Annotated in this window: 16 protein-coding genes; 8 read left to right on the top strand and 8 right to left on the bottom strand. The window is 64.0% G+C overall.

All coding sequences use genetic code 11. The features are described 5' to 3' along the window. The first annotated feature begins 172 nt into the window (after window positions 1-172). From HYH07_RS09150 to HYH07_RS09115, 8 genes are all read left to right on the top strand, one after another. Window positions 173-706 carry a MarR family winged helix-turn-helix transcriptional regulator gene (locus tag HYH07_RS09150; protein ID WP_220002186.1) on the top strand — a complete coding sequence of 178 codons (534 nt, stop codon included), beginning with the start codon at window positions 173-175 and terminating at the stop codon, window positions 704-706. A gap of 168 nt (window positions 707-874) precedes the next feature. Beyond that, window positions 875-1,144, top strand: coding sequence for a helix-turn-helix transcriptional regulator (locus HYH07_RS09145; protein WP_220002265.1), 270 nt, complete (start codon window positions 875-877; stop codon window positions 1,142-1,144). 40 nt (window positions 1,145-1,184) lie between these two features. Beyond that, window positions 1,185-3,185, top strand: coding sequence for a hydrogenase 4 subunit B (gene hyfB / locus HYH07_RS09140; RefSeq protein ID WP_220002185.1), 2,001 nt, complete (start codon window positions 1,185-1,187; stop codon window positions 3,183-3,185). After that, on the top strand, window positions 3,182-4,138 hold the full coding sequence (locus tag HYH07_RS09135; RefSeq protein ID WP_220002184.1) for a respiratory chain complex I subunit 1 family protein: 957 nt from the start codon (window positions 3,182-3,184) through the stop codon (window positions 4,136-4,138). Before hyfB ends, HYH07_RS09135 begins: the two co-directional genes overlap by 4 nt. A gap of 3 nt (window positions 4,139-4,141) precedes the next feature. Further along, a complete protein-coding gene (locus tag HYH07_RS09130; protein WP_057759534.1) occupies window positions 4,142-4,804 on the top strand; it encodes a hypothetical protein in 663 nt (220 codons plus the stop codon). After that, complete coding sequence (locus HYH07_RS09125) at window positions 4,801-6,240, top strand: hydrogenase 4 subunit F (protein ID WP_220002183.1); 1,440 nt, start codon at window positions 4,801-4,803, stop codon at window positions 6,238-6,240. Before HYH07_RS09130 ends, HYH07_RS09125 begins: the two co-directional genes overlap by 4 nt. 2 nt (window positions 6,241-6,242) lie before the next feature. Then, entirely contained in the window at window positions 6,243-7,751 is a 1,509-nt protein-coding gene (locus HYH07_RS09120; protein WP_220002182.1) for a nickel-dependent hydrogenase large subunit, read from the top strand. A gap of 3 nt (window positions 7,752-7,754) precedes the next feature. Then, window positions 7,755-8,279, top strand: a complete 525-nt coding sequence (locus HYH07_RS09115) for an NADH-quinone oxidoreductase subunit B family protein (RefSeq protein WP_220002181.1) — start codon at window positions 7,755-7,757, stop codon at window positions 8,277-8,279. A 25-nt stretch (window positions 8,280-8,304) separates the two neighbouring features. Here the strand turns inward: HYH07_RS09115 and HYH07_RS09110 are convergent, their stop codons facing one another. The 8 genes from HYH07_RS09110 to HYH07_RS09075 all read right to left on the bottom strand — a co-directional run bounded on the left by HYH07_RS09110 (window position 8,305) and on the right by HYH07_RS09075 (window position 19,500). Then, on the bottom strand, window positions 8,305-10,401 hold the full coding sequence (locus tag HYH07_RS09110) for an EAL domain-containing protein (protein ID WP_220002180.1): 2,097 nt from the start codon (window positions 10,399-10,401) through the stop codon (window positions 8,305-8,307). Window positions 10,402-10,607: 206 nt separating this feature from the next. Further along, complete coding sequence (locus HYH07_RS09105) at window positions 10,608-11,891, bottom strand: glycerate kinase (RefSeq protein WP_220002179.1); 1,284 nt, start codon at window positions 11,889-11,891, stop codon at window positions 10,608-10,610. Window positions 11,892-12,094: 203 nt separating this feature from the next. Further along, on the bottom strand, window positions 12,095-13,324 hold the full coding sequence (locus HYH07_RS09100; RefSeq protein WP_220002178.1) for an ABC transporter substrate-binding protein: 1,230 nt from the start codon (window positions 13,322-13,324) through the stop codon (window positions 12,095-12,097). A gap of 173 nt (window positions 13,325-13,497) precedes the next feature. Further along, window positions 13,498-14,727, bottom strand: coding sequence for an ABC transporter substrate-binding protein (locus HYH07_RS09095; RefSeq protein WP_220002177.1), 1,230 nt, complete (start codon window positions 14,725-14,727; stop codon window positions 13,498-13,500). A gap of 263 nt (window positions 14,728-14,990) precedes the next feature. Beyond that, the gene (locus HYH07_RS09090) at window positions 14,991-16,217 is read right to left on the bottom strand and encodes an ABC transporter substrate-binding protein (protein ID WP_220002176.1); all 1,227 of its coding nucleotides are present in this window, start codon (window positions 16,215-16,217) and stop codon (window positions 14,991-14,993) included. A gap of 119 nt (window positions 16,218-16,336) precedes the next feature. Then, entirely contained in the window at window positions 16,337-17,563 is a 1,227-nt protein-coding gene (locus HYH07_RS09085; protein WP_220002175.1) for an ABC transporter substrate-binding protein, read from the bottom strand. 39 nt (window positions 17,564-17,602) lie between these two features. Then, the gene (locus HYH07_RS09080; protein WP_220002174.1) at window positions 17,603-18,619 is read right to left on the bottom strand and encodes a branched-chain amino acid ABC transporter permease; all 1,017 of its coding nucleotides are present in this window, start codon (window positions 18,617-18,619) and stop codon (window positions 17,603-17,605) included. Between the two features lie 2 nt (window positions 18,620-18,621). Continuing rightward, window positions 18,622-19,500, bottom strand: a complete 879-nt coding sequence (locus HYH07_RS09075; protein ID WP_220002173.1) for a branched-chain amino acid ABC transporter permease — start codon at window positions 19,498-19,500, stop codon at window positions 18,622-18,624. Between the last annotated feature and the right edge of the window lie 3 nt (window positions 19,501-19,503).

Raw genomic sequence — 19,503 nt, 5'->3', positions numbered from 1 at the left:
GACGCTCCCCCTCAAGATCGAGGACCGATCTCCGCAATTGCGGTGGATGGTCCTCACACAGCCATTGAAATACGCTGACGATATTTGATATGATCCATAACAATTATCAAATATAACTTCAAGGGTGGGGGACGACCCGTCCCGAATTTAACGGGATTACGAGCACGAGGCGATGACCGTTTCCAAAACCGCTGAAAAGTCCGCCGAAAAGGCGTCGGAGGCGACCAAGGGCCGCAAGGAGGCGCCGGAGGGGCAAAGCCAGGGTCTTGCCGAAGCCCTCCAGCTCGGCGAGCTCTCCGAGCAGCTCGGCTACGTGCTGAAGCGGGCGCAGCTCAAGGTATTCGAGAACTTCCTGCGCTGCATGGCCTCGCTCCAGCTGACGCCGGCGCAATTCTCGGTGCTGCTGCTGGTCGAGAAGAATCCGGGCCGTAACCAGACCGAGATCGCCTCCACCCTCGGCATCCTCCGGCCGAACTTCGTCGCGCTGCTCGACAATCTCGAGAGCCGCGACCTCTGCGCCCGGATCCGCTCCACCAACGACCGCCGCTCGCACATCCTTGTCTTGACCGACAAGGGCAAGGCCGTGCTGACCCGTGCCAAGAAGCTCGTCGCCACCAAGCACGAGTCGCGGCTGAACGAGCTGCTTGGGCAAGCCAACCGCGAAGCCCTGCTCGGGATGCTGTCGAAGATCGCGAACGAGTTTTAAGGCGGACAATCATGTCTAGGCTGCGACCTGGCGCGGGGCCCTGATTCCCTACGCCGCAGGATGTCCTCGGATTGATGCGCTGCAAATACAAAATGATGCTTGAAACATCACTTTGTATACCTTAAGCTTGGCAAATCAATCACCCTGATTGCCACGGAGATCCTGCCCGTGATCACCGCCGCGCAGCTTCGAGCCGCCCGAGCCTTGCTCGGGATCGACCAGCGCGAACTTGCGCAGCGCAGCTCGCTGTCGCTGCCGACGATCCAGCGCATGGAGGCCTCCGAAGGGGTGATCCGCGGCAATGTCGATTCCCTTATGAAGCTTGTCGAGGCCCTGTCGGTGGCGGGCATCGAGCTGATCGCCGATGGTGCGGCGTCGAGCGCCGGAGGGCGCGGCGTGCGGCTGAAGTCCCCACCTCCGAGCGCGGGCAGCCAATAGCGATGACGACGCGCGCGCAGATCATGATCCGGGAGCGGCCATGATCGCGGTGGCGCTATGGTCAGTGGCGGTTCTGCTGGCGCTGACGCCGGCTGCAATCGCGCTGTCGATGCGTCCGCGCGGCTCGGTCGTGCTCTATGGCGCCTGCCTCGTCATCACGGCGACGCTCTGCGCCACCGCGCTCCTTCATTTGCTCGATCCCAGCCATCCGGTGTTGAGCGCGACGCTGCCGATCGGACTGCCCTGGCTCGGTGCCCATGTTCGGCTCGACGCGTTGTCTGCCTTCTTCCTCGTCATCGTCAATCTCGGCGGCGCCGCCGCAAGTCTGTTCGCACTCGGTTACTCCAAGCACGAGGATTCCCCCGGCCGCGTGCTGCCGTTCTATCCAGCCTATCTCGCCACGATGAACGTCGTCGTGCTGGCGAACGATGCCTTCAGCTTCCTGGTCGCCTGGGAATTCATGTCGCTGACCTCCTGGGCGCTGGTGGTGTCGCATCATCGGGAAGCCGAGAATGTCCGCGCCGGCTACGTCTATCTTCTGATGGCGAGTTTCGGCACGCTGGCGCTGCTGCTCGCCTTCGGCCTGCTGGCGAGCGGCGCCGGCTACGATTTCGATGCGATCCGGGCTTCGCATCCTTCCGCTGCGTTGACCGGCATGGCGGTGATCCTCGTGCTGCTGGGCGCCGGCTCCAAGGCCGGCCTGGTGCCGCTGCACGCCTGGCTGCCGCTCGCCCATCCCGCTGCACCCAGCCATGTCTCCGGCCTCATGAGCGGCGTCATGACCAAGGTCGCCGTCTACGGCTTCGTGCGCATTGTGTTTGACCTTCTGCCCGAACCGGTGTGGTGGTGGAGCATGGTGGTGCTGCTGGTCGGCGGTCCGACGGCGACGCTGGGCGTGCTCTATGCGCTGATGCAGCGCGATATCAAGCGCGTGCTCGCCTATTCGACGATCGAGAATATCGGCATCATCTTCACCGGCCTCGGGCTGGCACTGGCTTTCAAGGCGCAAGGGCTCGACTGGGTGGCGGCGCTCGCCTTCACGGCGGCCATGCTGCACGTCTTCAATCATGCGCTGTTCAAAAGCCTGTTGTTCTTCGGCGCCGGCGCGGTGCTGGGAGCAACCGGCGAGCGCGACATGGAGAAGCTCGGCGGGCTGATCCATCGCATGCCGAAGACGGCGTTCGCGGTGCTGATCGGCTGCGTCGCGATCTCGGCGCTGCCGCCGTTCAACGGCTTCGTTTCGGAATGGCTGACCTTCCAGGCGATTTTGCTCTCACCGCAACTGCCCTCCTGGGGCCTCAAGCTGGTGATTCCGGGGGTCGGCGGTCTGCTGGCGCTCGCGGCCGCCTTTGCCGCGGCCTGCTTCGTCAAGCTTTATGGCATCAGCTTTCTCGGCCGGCCGCGTTCGGATGTCGCGGCGTCAGCGCATGAGACCGACCGCTTCTCGCTGACCGCGATGCTGCTGCTCGCGGCCCTCTGCCTCATTGCCGGCATCCTGCCCGGGCTGCTCATCGATGCGCTGGCGCCGGTGAGCAAGGCCATGGTCGGCAACGTCATGCCGCATCAGGTCGGATTGCAGTGGCTCACCATCGTGCCGATCGCGGAAAGCCGCAGCTCCTATAACGGCCTTCTGGTGTTCGTGTTCGCGGCACTCTCCGGCACGGCGGCGGCGTCGGCCATTCACCGTCTGGCCTCCGACCGCTTGCGCCGCGCACCGGCCTGGGATTGCGGCTATCCCGATCCGAACCCGGCGATCCAGTACTCGGCCTCCAGCTTCTCGCAGCCGATCCGCCGCGTGTTCGGCAGCGTCATCTTTGCCGCGCGCGAGATCGGCGAGATGCCGCCGCCGTCCTCGCCGCGCCCTGCGCGGCTTCAGGTCGAGCTGCGCGATTTGATCTGGGATGCGCTGTACGCGCCGATCGCGAAGGTCGTCTCTTTTGCGACGGACCGCATCAATATCCTGCAGTTTCTCACCATCCGCCGCTACCTGACGCTGGTCTTCGTGGCGCTGATCGTGCTGCTGTTGGTGGTGGTGCTATGAATGCGCTGCGCGACATCCTCTCCCAGGGCGCCCAGATGCTGCTGGTGCTGGGACTGGCGCCGCTGCTGACCGGGTTCGTACGCAAGGTCAAGGCGCGGCTGCTGCGCCGGCGCGGGCCGCCGCTGCTGCAGCCCTATCGCGACCTCATTCGCCTGATGCGCAAGGACGTCGTGCTCGCGGACAATGCATCCTGGCTGTTCCGCGTCATTCCCTATCTGATGTTCGCAGGAACCTGGGTCGCGGCCTCGCTGGTGCCGACTTTCGGCAACGGGTTCCTGTTCTCCTGGACCGCCGACCTCATCGCCATCATCGCGCTGCTCGGCAGCGCCCGTTTCTTCCAGGCGCTCGCCGGCATGGATGTCGGCACCGCCTTCGGCGGCATCGGCTCAAGCCGCGAGGTCATGATCGCCTCCCTCGCCGAGCCCGCGATGCTGATCACGGTGTTCTCGGTTGCGATGATCGCCGGCTCGACTCAGCTCGCCAACGTGGCCGAGTTCATGGGCTCGGACGCTGTCGGCCTGCGCGTGTCGCTTGGCATGGCATTCGTGGCATTGACCATCGTGGCGCTGGCGGAAAATGCCCGTATCCCCGTCGACAACCCCGCCACTCATCTCGAGCTCACCATGGTGCACGAGGCCATGGTGCTGGAGTATTCGGGGCGACATCTCGCGCTGGTCGATCTGTCGTCGCAGCTCAAGCTCCTTCTCTACGTATCGCTGATCGCCTGCGTGTTCCTGCCGTGGGGGATGGCGACTGCGGACGCGAGCGTTGTCAGGTTCGTCTTCGGCGCGCTGCTCTATCTCGGCAAGCTGACGGTCCTTGGCTTCCTGCTCGCCCTGTTCGAAACCGCAATCGCCAAGATGCGCGTGTTCCGGATTCCCGAGTTTCTGGGCGCGGCGCTGATGCTGGCATTGCTCGCCACCCTGTTGCGCTTCGTGTCGGGGAGCCTCTGACAGATGAGCAGCCTGCAATTCGACATCGCCCACCTGCTCGCCGGCTCCCTCGTGCTGGCGAGCTTCATGATGCTCTACCAGGACCGGCTCTATGCGTTGCTCAACGTCTACGCGCTGCATGCCGGCGTGCTGGCGCTGTCGGTGGCGTGGCAGGCCTATGTGCAGCAAGCGCCGCATCTTTATCTCACGGCGCTGATCGCGCTGGTGTTCAAGGCCATCATCATTCCGGTGGCGCTGCACCGGATCATCAAGCGGCTCGGCATCCACCGTGAGATCGAGAACGTGATCGGGATCGGGCTCACCATGATGGCCGGCATCGGCCTCGTCGCGCTGTCGATGGTGGTGATGCTGCGGGTGACGCCGGGAGCCGACGCGCTCGCGCGCGAGGACCTTGCCTTCGCGCTGTCGGTGGTGCTGCTGGGGCTCCTGGTCATGGTGACGCGGCGCAACGCCGTCAGCCAGGTCGTCGGCTTCATGTCGCTGGAGAACGGGCTGGTGTTGGCGGCGACCGGCGCCAAGGGCATGCCGCTGGTGGTCGAGATCAGCGTCGCCTTCTCGGTGCTGATCGCCTTTATCGTGATCGGCATCTTCCTGTTCCGCATCCGCGAGCGCTTTGACAGCGTGGACGTGCAGGCACTCGATCGTTTTCGTGGGGAGCGGCGATGAGCATTGACGTCCTCAGCGCCATCCTCGTGATCCCGGCCGTCTCGGCTGCGCTGCTGGCGATCTTGCCGGGCTATCGGCAAACGGCGAAGCTGAACGTGGTGGCGGCGCTCGCGACCTTCCTGACCTCGCTTTCGCTGTTCGTGGTCGAGCCGGTGTCGGGGCAGTATCTGCTGGTGGACGATCTCAACAAGGTCTTCATCGTGCTGACCACCTTCGTCAGCTTCACCACGTCGGTATTCAGCGCGAGCTATATCCAGCACGAGATCGAGACCGGGCGCCTGACGCCGGCGTTCCTGCGCTTCTATCACGCAATGTATCAGACGCTGATGTTCGCGATGAACCTCGCGCTCATCGCCAACAATATCGGCCTGATGTGGGTCGCGGTTGAAGTGGCGACGCTTACGACCGTGCTGATGGTCGGCATCTACCGCACCCACGAGGCGCTGGAAGCGGCCTGGAAATATTTCATCCTCGGCAGCGTCGGCATCGCGCTGGCGCTGTTCGGGACCATCCTGGTCTATATGGCGGCGCGCCCGGTGGTCGGCGAGGGGCTCGACGGCATGGTGTGGACGGTGCTGGTGAAGCACGCCGCACAGTTCGACCCGGCGCTGCTCAACGTCGCCTTCGTCTTCCTGCTGCTCGGCTATGGCACCAAGGTCGGCCTCGCGCCGCTGCACGCCTGGCTGCCCGACGCCCATGCGGAAGGCCCGACGCCGATCTCGGCGGTGCTCTCGGGCCTGCTGCTCAACGTCGCGCTCTACGTGCTGCTGCGCTTCAAGATGATGCTCGCGGTCAATCTCGCCGCCATCGCGCCGGGGCCGCTGATGGTGACGATGGGCCTGATCTCGGTGATCTTCGCGTCGCTGATGCTCTACCGCCGCCGCGACATCAAGCGCATGTTCGCCTACTCCTCGATCGAGCATATGGGCATCATCGTCTTCGCCTTCGGCATGGGCGGGCCGCTGGCGAATTTTGCCGGCCTGCTCCACATGACCATGCATTCGCTGACCAAGTCGGCGATCTTCTTCGCCGTCGGCCACATCGCGCAGGTCAAGGGCACGCAGAAGATCGCCGATATCGGCGGACTCACGGTGACCAATCCCGTGCTCGGCTGGGGCTTGATGCTCGGCGTCGTCGCCATCGTCGGGTTGCCGCCGCTCGGCATCTTCATGAGCGAGTTCCTGGTGGTCAGCTCGGCCTTCTCGCACGCGCCCTGGCTGACGGTCATCCTGGTGCTCGGCATCATCATCGCGCTCGGCGGCCTGTTGCTGCGCATCGGCGCCGTGATGTTCGGCGAACCCAAGGGACCCACCGCGCCGGCAGAGGCGTCCTATGTGCCGATGTTCACGCATCTCGCTTTGGTGCTGATGGCCGGCATCTATCTGCCGCCGGGGCTGGTCGCCGGCTTCCAGAACGTCGCAAAGCTCCTGGGGTAGCGATGGGCATCCTCGACAGCATCCCCCATGTTCATGCGGTGCCGTCGCACCGGCCCTGGCCGCGTGCGGTCGTGACGGAGGCGGGCTGGCAGGCGGCGATCGATCGGCTGGTCGAGGGAAGCCTCACGCTGCTCGGCTTCTGGGGCGAACGGGCGGCAGTGCATATGGCAATGCTCGACGGCGGCTCGGCAGAAATCGCGGTCATAACCTACGAATGTACGGCCGGCACGTTTCCAAGCGTCGCCAGCCGTCATCCACCTGCGCTTCGGCTGGAACGGACCATCCATGATCTGTTCGGGCTTGCTCCCCTCGCTGCGGACGATCAGCGGCCATGGCTCGATCATGATGCCTGGGGCCGATCCTATCCGCTCTCCGGCCGCAACGCATCGCGCGACCTGCAGCCATACCAGTTCCTTCCGGCCGAGGGCGAAGCGTTGCACCAGGTCGCGGTCGGTCCCGTCCATGCCGGGATCATCGAGCCCGGCCATTTCCGCTTCACCGCCAATGGCGAGCACGTGGTGCGGCTGGAGCAGTGGCTCGGCTATACCCACAAGGGCATCGAGTCCTTGATGCAGGGCGCTGACCTCGAGGCCGCGGCAAAGCTCGCCAACCGTACCTCCGGCGACAGCGCGGTCGCCTACGCCTTCGCTTTTGCACGCGCAGCGGAAGCGGCGCTCGATATCCAGGTGCCGCGGCGGGCGAATCACTTGCGGGCGCTGATGGCGGAACTGGAGCGGCTCGCCAATCATTTCGGCGATATCGGCGCGATCTGCAACGATGCGTCGTTCGCGCTGATGCATGCGCAGACGGGCATCTTGCGCGAGCGGACCCTGCGCGCTGCGGATATTGCGTTCGGCCATCGCCTGATGATGGATGTCGTCGTGCCCGGCGGTGTGGCGCGCGATATCGCGCCGGACGGTCTCCCGGCGCTGCGAACGCTGCTTGCGGAAATCAACAAGGTCTTCCCGCGCCTGATCGAGCTTTACGACAACACCGCGTCCTTGCAGGACCGCACCGTCACCACGGGCATCGTGAAGGCGGACTATGTGCGGCAGTTCGGCGCCGGGGGCTATGTCGGCCGGGCCTCGGGCCGCGATTTCGATGCACGCCGCACACTTGCCTACGCGCCCTACGATCGTCTGTCGTTCGAGGTGCCGGTGCTGGATACGGGCGACGTCAACGCGCGGGTCTGGATCCGAATCCGCGAGGTCGAGCAGAGCGTCGGATTGATCGCGCAGATCCTGGACTTGATGGAGCCGGGCGAGATCAGGACCGCACCGCTGGCGGGGCGTGGCGGATGTGAAGGTCTGGCGCTGACGGAAGCGTTCCGCGGCGACGTCCTGGCGTGGCTGCGGCTCGATGGCGAGCTGCGTGTCGAACGCTGCCACCTGCGCGATGCGTCGTGGTTCCAGTGGCCGCTGCTGGAAACCGCGATCGAGGGCAACATCATCGCCGACTTCCCGCTCTGCAACAAGTCGTTCAACTGTTCCTATTCGGGCGCGGACCTCTAAGCCATGCGCAAGACCCTGCTCGAAAGCCTCACCCATGGTTCGCTGACGGAGCCCGCGCCGGCGCCGGACGCTTCGGCGCTGGCCGAGCTCGCCGCGAAAGTCGATCGCGCCGCCCAGGCCAGGCTTGGGCGTTCTCTTGCCATTCGCGAGGTCGATGCCGGGTCCTGCAACGGCTGCGAATTGGAGATCCACGCGCTGTCCAACGCCTTCTACGACGTCGAACGTTTCGGCCTGCGCTTCGTCGCCTCGCCACGCCATGCCGACGTGCTGCTGGTCACGGGTCCCGTGACCAGGAACATGCGACAGGCACTGGAGCGGACCTACAACGCCACGCCCGATCCGAAGTGGGTCGTCGCCGTCGGCGGCTGCGCGATCGACGGCGGCATTTTCAAAGGCAGCTACGCCTGCGTCGGCGGCGTATCCGAGACCGTCCCGGTGGATCTGCACATCAAGGGCTGCCCGCCGTCGCCGACGGACCTGTTGAAGGGCCTGCTCGCGCTGCTCGAGCACGTCAGCGCCAAGCGGTAAGCCCCCACGGCGGGGCGAGCGCCCACTACGCCGCGGCGATCCGGTCCGGCATGGCGGGCCTGTCAGCGGCGAGGAAACGGCGCTCGATCTCCGCGGCGGGCAAAGGCGGGCTGAACAGATAGCCCTGCATCTCGTTGCAGCCCTCCGCCGAAATCCGCTCGCGCTGTTCGTCGGTCTCCACGCCCTCTGCCGTGGTGGTCATGCCCATGCCCTGCGCCAGTGCCGCCACCGCCCGCACGATGCTGAGCGATCCCGCATCGTTGCCGACGCCGCCGACGAAGGACCTGTCGATCTTGATCTTGTCGAACGGGAAGCATTGCAAATAGGTCAGCGACGAATAGCCGGTGCCGAAATCGTCCATGGCGATCCTGACACCCAGCGCGCGGAGCTGGTGCAGCGTCGCGAGCGCGCCATCCCGGTCCTGGATCAGCACGCTTTCCGTGATCTCGATCTCGAGTCGTCCCGGATCAAGGCCGGTGGCCGCCAGCGCGCCGACGATCACCTCGGTCAGGCTCGGCTGACGGAATTGCACGGCCGAGATGTTGACGGCGACGCGCAGATGGTTCGGCCACCGGCTCGCGGTGGCGCAGGCCTGCCGGATCACCCACTCCCCGATCGGCACGATCAAGCCGATCTCCTCCGCGAGCGGGATGAAGTCGCCGGGTGCGACCAGTCCGCGCCGCGGATGCCGCCAGCGGATCAGGGCTTCGAACCCGCTGATCTCGCGGTCGCTGGCTTTCACGATCGGCTGGTAGTGCAGCTCGAACTCGCCGGCAGCAAGGCCCTTGCGCAGATCGAGCTCCAGCGCGCGACGGTTCTGCGCCTCTTCGTCCATGGCCGGCTCGAAGAAGCGGTGCATGCCGCGACCGTTGCTTTTCGCCCGGTACAGCGCGACGTCGGCATTGTGCAGGAGTTGCTCGGGCGTCGTGCCGTCGCGCGGCGCAACGGCGATGCCGACGCTCGCGCCGGCAATGGCCTGATGTTCGTCGAGCTCGAACGGTGCGCTCAACGCGCCGACCACCTCGCGCGCCAGCACCTCTGCGTCGCCTTGGCCTGAAATCGGCGTCTGCAGGATCACGAATTCATCGCCGCCCATGCGCGCGATCGTGTCGCTGTCCCGTGCCAGCCGCCGCAGGCGGCGGCTGACCGCCTGGAGCAGGATGTCGCCGGCCTGGTGACCGAGCGTGTCGTTGACCGCCTTGAACTTGTCGAGATCGATGTGATGCACCGCGAACAGGCCGCCCTGTTCGATCGTCTGCCTGAGCCGCTGGCCGAGCAGCGCACGGTTGGCGAGGTCCGTCAGCGCGTCATGATGCGCCATATGCGCGATCTGCAGCTCCGCCTTCCTTTGCTCGGTGATGTCTTCGTGGGTTGCGACCCAGCCGAGATCCGGCATCGGACGGTGCCTGATCTTGAAGGTGCGTCCGTTCCGCAGCTCGACGATGCTGTCGGTGGCCTCGGCCGACGTGGCGACACCGGTCCGCCAGCTGGCGTATTCCTCGCGCGTCATCGCCGGCACGCTGCCGGCCTCGAAACGCATCTCGAGGATCTCCGCCAGCGGTGTGCCGGGACCGACGCGATCGGGCGGCAGGCCGTACATGTCGATATAGCGTGCATTGCAGACCCGCAGCCGATGGTCGGCGTCGAAGAAGCAGAGCCCGTGCGACATGTTGTTGATGGCGATGTCGAACTGGAAATTGCGTTCCTGGAGACGTGCACTGAGCTCCTCGCGCTCGGTGATGTCCTCGTGGGTCGCCATGCCGCCGCCGCCGGGCAGGGGGTGGATGGTGTAGGCGATGATCCGGCCGTCGTCGAATTGCTGGACGGTCTTCTCGCTGGCGATCGAGCCTTCGGTGCGGGCGCGGACATAGGCGCCGGCTTCGCCACGAATGTTAAGGCCCAGCTTGAGCCGATGCTCGATCAGGTCCTTGATCGGCGTGCCCGGACGAACCTGTTCGGGTGACAGGGCGTACATCTCGCGGTAGCGCGGATTGCAGAAAATCACCTTGCGGTCGCTGCTGAAGAGGATGATTCCAAGCCACAGATTGCTGGTGGCGCACGCCAGCAGCTCGCCGAGCACGAGCGGATCGATGCCTTCCACCTGCCTGTCACTCTCAGTCATGCGCGTTGCCCCCGAGCGCGCATTAGAGCAGGCGGTGGTGAACGAGCCCAACGATTTGCCCAAATAAGCAGCAGGTTCCTCAAACTGCGGCGAACGCGAGGTTAAGGACAGCGATTCCGGTGACCGGCGTGGCGCAGTACGGCGCGGAGTCAGAGATCCTTAACCATGGCGATCCGCGGGATCAGATGGTTTCGGCCGTCGCGGTGTCAGTCGACCAGGATCACCCTGATGTCGTTCACATTGGTCAACGTCGGTCCCGGCTGCAGCAGGTCGCCCGTCGCTTCGAAGAAGGTCGTGGCGTCGTTGTTGTCCAGATAGGCCTGCGGCTGAAGCCCTTGCGCCTTCATCTTGGCGAACGTCGCCGCATCGATCAGCGCGCCGGCGGGATCGGTGGGATGGCCGGCGCCGCCGTCGGCGCCGTCGGTGTCGCCGGCAAGCGCGGCGATGTCAGGCGTGTCCTTCAACAGCGAGGCCAGCGCCAGCGCGTATTCCTGGTTGGGGCCGCCGCGCCCCTGGCCGCGCACGGTCACCGTGAGCTCGCCGCCGGAGAGGATGGCGACACGCTTGCCTTGCGCGCGGGCTTGGAGCGCAAGCCTGGCATGATCGGCCGCGACCTCGCGGGCCTCGCCTTCGAGATCGGCGCCGAGATCGATGGTCTCGTAGCCGGCCTCCTCGGCAAGTTTCACCGCGGCGTCCAGCGATTGCTTGGGACGTGCGATCAGCTCGAACGAGGCGCGTGCGAAGGCCGCATCACCGGGCTTGGCGCTTTCGTTGGCGGGATTGTCGAGCGCGCGCGCGACGGCATCGTCGATGGCGAGCTTGTACTTCGCGACGATCGCACGCGCGTCGGCCAGCGTGGTTGTGTCCGGCACGGTCGGACCCGAGGCGATCGCGGAAGGGTCGTCATGCGGCACGTCGGAGATCGCCAGCGTCACGATTGCCGCGGCGTTCTGGCCGGCGCGTGCGAGACGTCCGCCCTTGATGCGCGACAGATGCTTGCGCACGACATTCATCTCGCCGATCGGCGCGCCCGAACGCAGCAGCGCCTTGTTGACCGCCTGCTTCTGCTCAAAGCTGATCCCGTCCACCGGCGCGATCCAGTTCGCCGAGCCGCCGCCGGTGAGCAGCACCAGCAGCAGATCGTCGGGGCCGGCCTCGCTCGCCAGCGCGAGCGTGTCGGCCGCGCCTTTCAGGCCGGCCTCGTCGGGCACGGGATGGCCGGCCTCGACCACGCGGATCCGGCGCGTCGGCACGCCGTAGCCGTGGCGCGTGGTGGCGATGCCGACGAGGCGTTCCGGCGCGAGCCCCAGCGTGTCGAGATAGTGCCGCTCCGCGGCCGCAGCCATCGCGGCGGCGCCTTTGCCGGCGGCGAGGCAGATCACGCGCCCCTTCGGTGCGGGACGCAAGTGAGGCGCCAGGATCGTGTTCGGATGGGCGGCGGCCACCGCGGCATCATAGAGCGCGCGGAGCAGGGGACGTCGGTCGGTCATGACGATGGCTTTCGGCTAACTCTTGAGCAGACTAAAGCTGTGGCGAGGACGTCGCCATGCCCCTGCCTAGCGCATCGGGCGCGAAAGGGTAAGCAGCCTTTACCATCATTCGATTGTGCAATCGCGTAATCACAAACAGCACATAGCAAAAGCCCCCTGCGATCGTCTCGCAGGGGGCCTTGCTATTGTCGCGCTTGTCGCGTCTAGCCGCCGACGTCGGCGCTGATCACGTCGCCGAACAGGTCCCACTTCTCGCCCTTGAACCGCTCCAGCTGCAGCTGGCTGATCGGGGCAAAGTCGGTCGGGGAGGTGTTGATCTGGATGCCCGGCAGCAGCACCTCGGTGCGGAAGTCCTTCAGGCTCGCGGCCTGCTTCATGACGTTCGCGCGGGTGAGATCATCTCCGCATTGCTTCAGGACCTGGACCAGGGTCTGCGCCACGCCGTAGCCGACGATGGTGCCGTGGTCGAGCTTGTCGCCTTCAGGGAAGTATTTATCCATGAAAGCGAGGAAGTCCTTCATGCCGGGGTCATTCTTCCACTGCGGGTCCGCCACGTCCTTCAGATAGTCGGCGGAGATGATGTCCTGGCCGTTCTCAAAGCCCGCGGGCTTCATCACGCTGCCGACGGAGGCCGAGACGTTGTTGAGGAAGTGCAGCGGCTTCCAGCCGATCTCGGCGTTCTTTTTGATGGCCTGGGCAGCGAATTTCGGCGTCGTGATGTTCATGAACACGTCGGCGCCGGTCGACTTCAGCTTCACGATGTGGTTGTCGATGGTCGGCTCTGAGGTCTCATAGCTCTCCTCGGCGACGATCATGTTCGCCGCCTTGGCACCCAGGCCGTCCTTCAGCCCCTTGAGATAGTCCTTGCCGTAGTCGTCGTTCTGGAACAGCACGGCGATCTTGGCGTCCGGCTTGTTCTTGAGCAGCCACTTCGCATAGATCTGCGTTTCGCTCTGATAGTTGGGCTGCCAGCCCATGGTCCATGGGAAGTTCTGCGGATCGTTCCACTTGGTGGCGCCGGTGGCGACGAACAGCTGCGGCACCTTCTTCGAGTTCATGTATTTCTGGATCGCCGAGTTCGACGGCGTGCCGAGCGAGTTGAAGATGAACAGCACCTCGTCGCTCTCGACCAGCTTGCGGGCCTGCTCGACCGCCTTCGGCGGCGAATAGGCGTCGTCGTAGGAGACGAAGTTGATCTTGCGGCCGTTGATGCCGCCTTCCTCGTTGATCTTCTTGAAATAGGCGGCTTCCGTCCGCCCGATGATGCCGTAGGCGGAGGCCGGTCCGCTGTAGGGCATGATGTTGCCGACCTTGATCTCGGTGTCGGTCGCGCCGGTATCGTATTTCTTCTGGGCCGATGCGATGGAGGTCGTGGCCGCAATGAGCGCGAGTGCCAGTGACGCGGCCGCAAGCTTGCCGGTGACAGCGGGCATTCCAATCTCCCTTTTTTCAATTTCTTGGTGTGCGCGCGCTCCTTTTCTTGTCGCCATGGTTGTTGGCGGCGCGATGCAATTCAACCCGATTTGGCCGCAAGCTTCAAGGAAAAGCCCCTGCGAGGAGGCCGCAGGGGCTGCTTCTTTAGTCGCTGTTGGCGCCGACGATGCCGTCAGCCGCCGACGTCGCCGCTGATGACGTCGCCAAATCGTTCCCAGGTCTCGCCCTTGAATCGCATCAATTGGAGCTGCGAGAGCGGCGCGAAATCGGTCGGGGACGTGTTGACCTTGATCCCCGGCAGCATCATTCCGAGTTCAAGATCCTTGATGCTCGCGGCCTGTTTCATGACATTCTCTCGGGTCAGGTCGTCCCCACACTGCTTCAGCACATGGGCCAGTGTCTGCGCGACGGTATAGCCGTAGACGACGGAGTTATCTGTCCGGTTTGCATCGGGGTAGTACTTGTCGAGGAACTCGTTCCAGGCCTTCATTCCGGCATCGTCCTTCCATTGCGGGTCGGTCGGATCCTTCAGATACGCCGACGAAATGATGCCCTGTCCGTTCTCTATTCCTGCCGGCTTCATGACGCTGCCGATTGATATCGACACGTTATTGAGGAAATGCACCGGCTTCCAGCCGATCTCCGAGTTCTTCTTGATCGCCTGTGCCGCGAATTTCGGCGTCGTGATGTTGACGAAGACGTCGGCGCCCGTCGATTTCAGCTTGACGATGTGCGAGTCGATCGTGGGTTCCGAAACTTCGTAGCTCTCCTCCTGGACGATCATCGAAGCTGCCTTGGCGCCGAGGCCATCCTTCAGTCCCTTCAGATAATCCTTGCCGTAATCGTCGTTCTGGAACAGCACGGCGATTTTGGCGTTCGGCATCTCCTTCAGGATGTACTTCGCGTAGATCTGCGTCTCGCTCTGGTAGTTCGGCTGCCAGCCCATCGTCCACGGGAAGTTCTGCGGATCGTTCCACTTCGTGGCGCCGGTGGCGACGAACAACTGCGGCACCTTCTTGCTGTTCATGTATTTCTGGATCGCCGAGTTCGGCGGCGTGCCGAGCGAGTTGAAGATGAACAGCACCTCGTCGCTCTCGACGAGCTTGCGCGCCTGCTCCACCGTCTTCGGCGGTGAGTAGGCGTCGTCATAGGAGACGAAATTGATCTTGCGGCCGTTGATGCCGCCTTCCGCGTTGATCTTGCGGAAATAGGCCTCTTCGGTCTTGCCGATCACGCCGTAGGCGGATGCAGGACCGCTATAAGCCATGATGTTGCCGATCTTGATTTCGGTGTCGGAAGCGCCGGTGTCGTATTTCTTCTGTGCTGACGCCCCGGTCGACAGGGCCGTAGAGAGCGCGAGGGCGGCCGCAAGGGCCCCCAAACGCACGTGCATTGCAGGCATCTTGATCTCCCTTGGTCGTTTCGATGTGTCGTTTGTTCTTGATTGGGAGCGCAGGTGTTGCCTCACTCCGAGTCACATTGAATACCCTTCCTGCGGCGCCAGCAAGGAGAACGCCCGGGCGAAACTGTCTCGGGCGCGATTTGATCGATACGCGCGGAATATTCCGCTCCGCAGGACTGCGGTGTTCAGGCTTTGCGCGCGAACCTTGAGTTGCGCCGGATCGTCGTCAATGACTGTAAATTGCGCCGTGCGCGAGCCGCGCGCTAATGGCCCAGCTCGCTCGAGATGACGTCGCCGAACAATTCCCAGGCCTTGCCCTTGAACCGCATCATCCGAAGCTGCTTGATCGGCGCGAAATCGTCGGGTGCGGTGTTGATCTTGATGCCGGGGAGCAGCGTGTCGGGCGCGAAGTCCTTCAGGGAAGCTGCCTGCGTCATGACGTTGTCGCGGGTGAGATTGTCGCCGCACATCTGCAGCACCTTCACCATGGTCTGCGCCGCGGCGTAGCCGAATACGATGCCGGCATCGAGCTTGTTGGCCTTCGGGTCGTATGCCGCGAGGAAGTTGTAGAACTTCTTCATGCCGTCATCGGCGTTCCATTGCGGGTCGGAGCCGTCCTTGATGTAGGTCGCCGACAGGATGCCTTGCGAGATCTCCAAGCCCGCGGGCTCGATCACGCCGCCGACGGAGGCCGAGACGTTGGAGATGATGTGGATCGGGTGCCAGTTGATCTCGGCCGCCTTCTTGATCGCCTGCGCTGCGAATTTCGGCGTGGTGATACTGACGAGGGCGTCGGCGCCTGCGGTCTTCAGCCTCACGACGTGCTCGTCGACCGCGGGCTCGGAGGTGTCGTAGGGCTCCTCCAGCACGATCATCGAGGCTTTGGCGCCGAGGCCTTGCTTCAGTCCGTTCAGATAATCCTTGCCGAAATCGTCGTTCTGGTAGAGCACGCCGATCTTCGCGTCCGGCTTTTCCTTCATGATGTATTTGGCGTAGATCTTCGCCTCGCCCGCGTAGCTCGGCTGCCAGCCCATGGTCCAGGGATATTGCTTCGGGTCGTTCCACTTCGACGCGCCGCTCGCCACGAACAATTGCGGCACCTTCTTCTCGTTCATGTATTTGCGGATGGCGCCGTTGGTGGAGGTGCCGAGCGAGCCGAAGATCAGCAGCACGTTGTCGCTTTCGACCAGCTTGCGCGCCTGCTCCACCGTCTTCGGCGGCGAATAGGCGTCGTCATACGAGATGAATTTGATCTTGCGGCCGTTGATGCCGCCCTCGGCATTGACCTTGTTGAAATAGGCCTCTTCGGTCTTGCCGATCACGGCATAGGCCGAGGCCGGGCCGCTATAGGGCATGATGTTGCCGATCTTGATCTCGGTATCGGAGGCGCCGCTGTCGTAGGATTTCTGCGCCTGCACGCGATCGCTTGTCGCAGCGCACAACGCAAATGCGGCGAAAACTACCGCAACCTGAAATCGAGCGACGGCCATTTCACTCCTTCCTCATCCGGATCGGCGCCGCATTGAACAAGATTGATATCTGACGTCAACAAAAAGCCCCCGCGATGGCTCGCGGGGGCTTTGGCAATTCGGACGACGGCGTCAGCGCATCATTCCGGAGCGACGTCGCCGTTCAGGATCTCGCCGAACTGTTCCCATTTCTCGCCCTTGAACCGCTGCATCTGCAGCTGGCTGATCGGTGCGAAGTCGTTCGGTCCGGTGTTGATCTTGACGCCGGGCAGCAGCGTATCAGGCGCAAAGTCCTTGAGGCTGGCCGCCTGCTTCATCAAATTGGCCCGGGTGAGATCGTCACCGCATTGTTCCAGCGCCTTGGCCAGCGTCTGAGCGGCGCCGTAGCCGTAGACGATGCTGGCATCGGTCTTGTCGGCGCCGGGCATGTATTTGTCGAGGAATTCGGACCACTTCTTCATGCCGGGATCGTCGTTCCAGCGCGGATCGGCGCCGTCCTTGGCATAAGCCGCCGACAGCACGCCTTGCGAGGCTTCGAAGCCGGCCGGCTTCATCACGCTGCCGACCGAGGCCGACACGTTGGTGATGATCTGCAGCGGCTTCCAGCCGAGCTCGGCGGTCTTCTTGATGGTCTGGGCGCCGAATTTCGGCGTCGTGTAGATCATGAGGACGTCGGGATTGGCGGCCTTGATCTTGACGATGTGGCCGTCGATCGACGGCTCGGAGACCTCATAGCTCTCTTCCAGGATGATGTTCGAAGCCTTGGGGCCGAAACCGTCCTTGGTGCCCTTGAGGTAGTCTTTGCCGAAATCGTCGTTCTGATAGAGGATCGCGACCTTGGCGTCGGGCTTCTCCTTCAGCAGCCATTGGGCATAAATATGGGCTTCGCTCTGGTAGGAGGGCTGCCAGCCCATGGTCCAGGGGAAGTTCTTCGGGTCGTTCCACTTGGTGGCGCCGGTGGCGACGAACAGCTGCGGGATCTTCTTGGCGTTGAGATATTTCTGGATCGCGCTGTTCGAGGGTGTGCCGAGCGGGTTGAACACGGCGAGCACCTCGTCGCTCTCGACCAGCTTGCGGACCTGCTCCACGGCCTTCGGCGGCGAATAGCCGTCGTCATAGGTGACGAAGTTGATCTTGCGGCCGTTGATGCCGCCCTTGTCGTTGATCATCTTGAAATAGGCTTCTTCGGTCTTGCCGATGATGCCGTAGGCCGAGGCCGGACCGCTATACGGCATGATGTTGCCGATCTTGATCTCGGTATCGGTCGCGCCGGTGTCGTATTTTTTCTGGGCGAGGGCGGCGGTGGAGGCGAGCGTGGCGACCGCCGTTACCAGTGCGGCGGTTCGCAGTGTTCTTGCGAAAGTCAATTGGGTCTCCTTGGTTGAAACGACGGTCTTGGTAATGGGTCAGTTCTTTCTGAGCCTGCCCGCGAATTGCTGGCCCAGGATCGCGACCTGCCTTGCGCCATGCGGCACGAGGTAGATGACGAGGAACAGCAGCACGCCGAACACGGCGCCGGAGAGGCCCTTGGAGATGCCTTCCGCGATGTTCGGCACGAAGATGATGAAGGCGGCACCGACGATCGAGCCCGGCAGCCAGCCGACGCCGCCGACGACCATGCCGAGGAACAGCTGGATCGCGAGCGTGATGGTGAAGCTGTCGGGCGCGACGAACTGCACCGCGATGGCGCTGAGGCCGCCGGCAACGCCGGTGATGCCGGCGGAGACGCCGAAGGCGAGCGTCTTGTAGAGCGCGACATTGACGCCCATGGCGGAGGCCGCGATCTCGTTGTCGCGGATCGCCATGAAGGCGCGGCCCGAGCGCGAGCGCAACAGGTTGACCGAGAAGATGTAGATCGCGAGCACGACGACCAGCGTGAAGTAATACAGCCACATGTCCTGCGACATCTTCAGCCCGAACGGCGCATCCGGCTTGGTCACGACGAGGCCCTGCACGCCGCCGGTCCACTTCTCGAGGAAGTTCAGCTTGAGCAGCTGCGGCATCGCGGTGGCGAGCGCGAAGGTCGCGAGCGCCAGATAGACGCCGGAGAGCCGCAGCGCCGGCTGGCCGAACAGGAAGCCCACCCCGAAGCAAAGCACGCCCGCAACCGGCAGACACAGGAAGTAGGGGATGTCGAACTGCTCCATCATCACGGCGGTGATGTAGGCGCCGATGCCGTAGAACGCGCTCTGGCCGAGCGAGAACTGGCCGCTTCCGCCGGTCAGGATGTTGAGCGCCAGCACCGCGAGGCCCAGATAGAGCAGCTGGGTCAGCTGGAAGATCACGAAATTCTTCGCGAACACCGGCACGACGAGGAGAAGCAGCAGCACCACCACCGAGGTGCCGGTGCCCAGCGTCATGGCCCGCTTCGGAACGGCCTCGACGGCAGGGGCTTCCGTGACGACGTCTTCGACAGCGCTCATGATCAAACTCGCTTGACGATGTGCCGGCCGAACAGACCAGCGGGTTTGACGACCAGGACGGAGATGATCAGCGCGAGCGCGATCGGGAGTTTCAGCTCGTTGCCGACGCCGGGGATGTAGGTGCCGGCGAGGTTCTCGAAGATGCCGACCAGGAAGCCGCCGACCACGGCGCCGAGCGGTGAGGTCAGGCCGCCGAGCACGGCCGCGGCGAAGCCGTAGATCAGCACGCCGCCCATCATGTTGGGCTCGAGGAACACGACCGGCGCGATCAGCATGCCGGCGATCGAGCCGATCGCGGTCGCCATGCCCCAGCCCAGCGCGATCATCCAGCTCGTGTTGATGCCGACGAGGCGCGCCGATTCAGGCACCGAGGCGGCCGCGCGCATGGCAAGGCCGATCCTGGTGTACTGGAAGAAGAAATACAGGCCGAGCAGCAGCAGCACGGTGACGCCGATCATGCCGGCCTGATGGGTCGAGATCAGCTGGCTGCCGAGGAACGGCGCGGAGCCGAACGGGGTCGGATATTGCTTGATGGTGAAGTCCCAGATCAGGCCGGCCGACGAGTTGATGATCGCGAACAGCGCGATGAAGCCGGCGACGTTGGTCAGAACAGGCGCCTTCGCCAGCGGCTTGAACAGGATGCGCTCGATCGCGATGCCGGCGACGAAGGAGAGCACCAGCGTGATCAGGAAGGCGACCCAGTAGGACAATCCCCATTGCATCAGCTGCCAGGAGATGAAGGTCGAGAACATCGCCATCTCGCCCTGCGCGAAGTTGAGATGGTCGATGGCCTGGTAGATCATGACCACCGCGAGCGCCATGCAGGCGTAGATGGCGCCCGTGGCAATCCCGGCCAGGACCTGGTTGGTAAACAGTTCCATGGT

This window comes from Bradyrhizobium sp. BR 10261 (assembly GCF_019455395.1).
GTDB lineage: Bacteria > Pseudomonadota > Alphaproteobacteria > Rhizobiales > Xanthobacteraceae > Bradyrhizobium > Bradyrhizobium manausense.
Note: the sequence above shows the minus strand (reverse complement) of the source record. Positions and strands in the feature narration are given on the sequence as shown.

Coding starts and splice junctions, on each gene's coding strand:
- HYH07_RS09100 (WP_220002178.1), bottom strand. CDS start 13,324: ATGCCCGCTGTCACCGGCAAGCTTGCGGCCGCGTCACTGGCACTCGCG.
- HYH07_RS09075 (WP_220002173.1), bottom strand. CDS start 19,500: ATGGAACTGTTTACCAACCAGGTCCTGGCCGGGATTGCCACGGGCGCC.
- HYH07_RS09135 (WP_220002184.1), top strand. CDS start 3,182: ATGAATGCGCTGCGCGACATCCTCTCCCAGGGCGCCCAGATGCTGCTG.
- HYH07_RS09080 (WP_220002174.1), bottom strand. CDS start 18,619: ATGAGCGCTGTCGAAGACGTCGTCACGGAAGCCCCTGCCGTCGAGGCC.
- HYH07_RS09105 (WP_220002179.1), bottom strand. CDS start 11,891: ATGACCGACCGACGTCCCCTGCTCCGCGCGCTCTATGATGCCGCGGTG.
- hyfB (WP_220002185.1), top strand. CDS start 1,185: ATGATCGCGGTGGCGCTATGGTCAGTGGCGGTTCTGCTGGCGCTGACG.
- HYH07_RS09120 (WP_220002182.1), top strand. CDS start 6,243: ATGGGCATCCTCGACAGCATCCCCCATGTTCATGCGGTGCCGTCGCAC.
- HYH07_RS09095 (WP_220002177.1), bottom strand. CDS start 14,727: ATGCCTGCAATGCACGTGCGTTTGGGGGCCCTTGCGGCCGCCCTCGCG.
- HYH07_RS09130 (WP_057759534.1), top strand. CDS start 4,142: ATGAGCAGCCTGCAATTCGACATCGCCCACCTGCTCGCCGGCTCCCTC.
- HYH07_RS09090 (WP_220002176.1), bottom strand. CDS start 16,217: ATGGCCGTCGCTCGATTTCAGGTTGCGGTAGTTTTCGCCGCATTTGCG.
- HYH07_RS09150 (WP_220002186.1), top strand. CDS start 173: ATGACCGTTTCCAAAACCGCTGAAAAGTCCGCCGAAAAGGCGTCGGAG.
- HYH07_RS09115 (WP_220002181.1), top strand. CDS start 7,755: ATGCGCAAGACCCTGCTCGAAAGCCTCACCCATGGTTCGCTGACGGAG.
- HYH07_RS09125 (WP_220002183.1), top strand. CDS start 4,801: ATGAGCATTGACGTCCTCAGCGCCATCCTCGTGATCCCGGCCGTCTCG.
- HYH07_RS09110 (WP_220002180.1), bottom strand. CDS start 10,401: ATGACTGAGAGTGACAGGCAGGTGGAAGGCATCGATCCGCTCGTGCTC.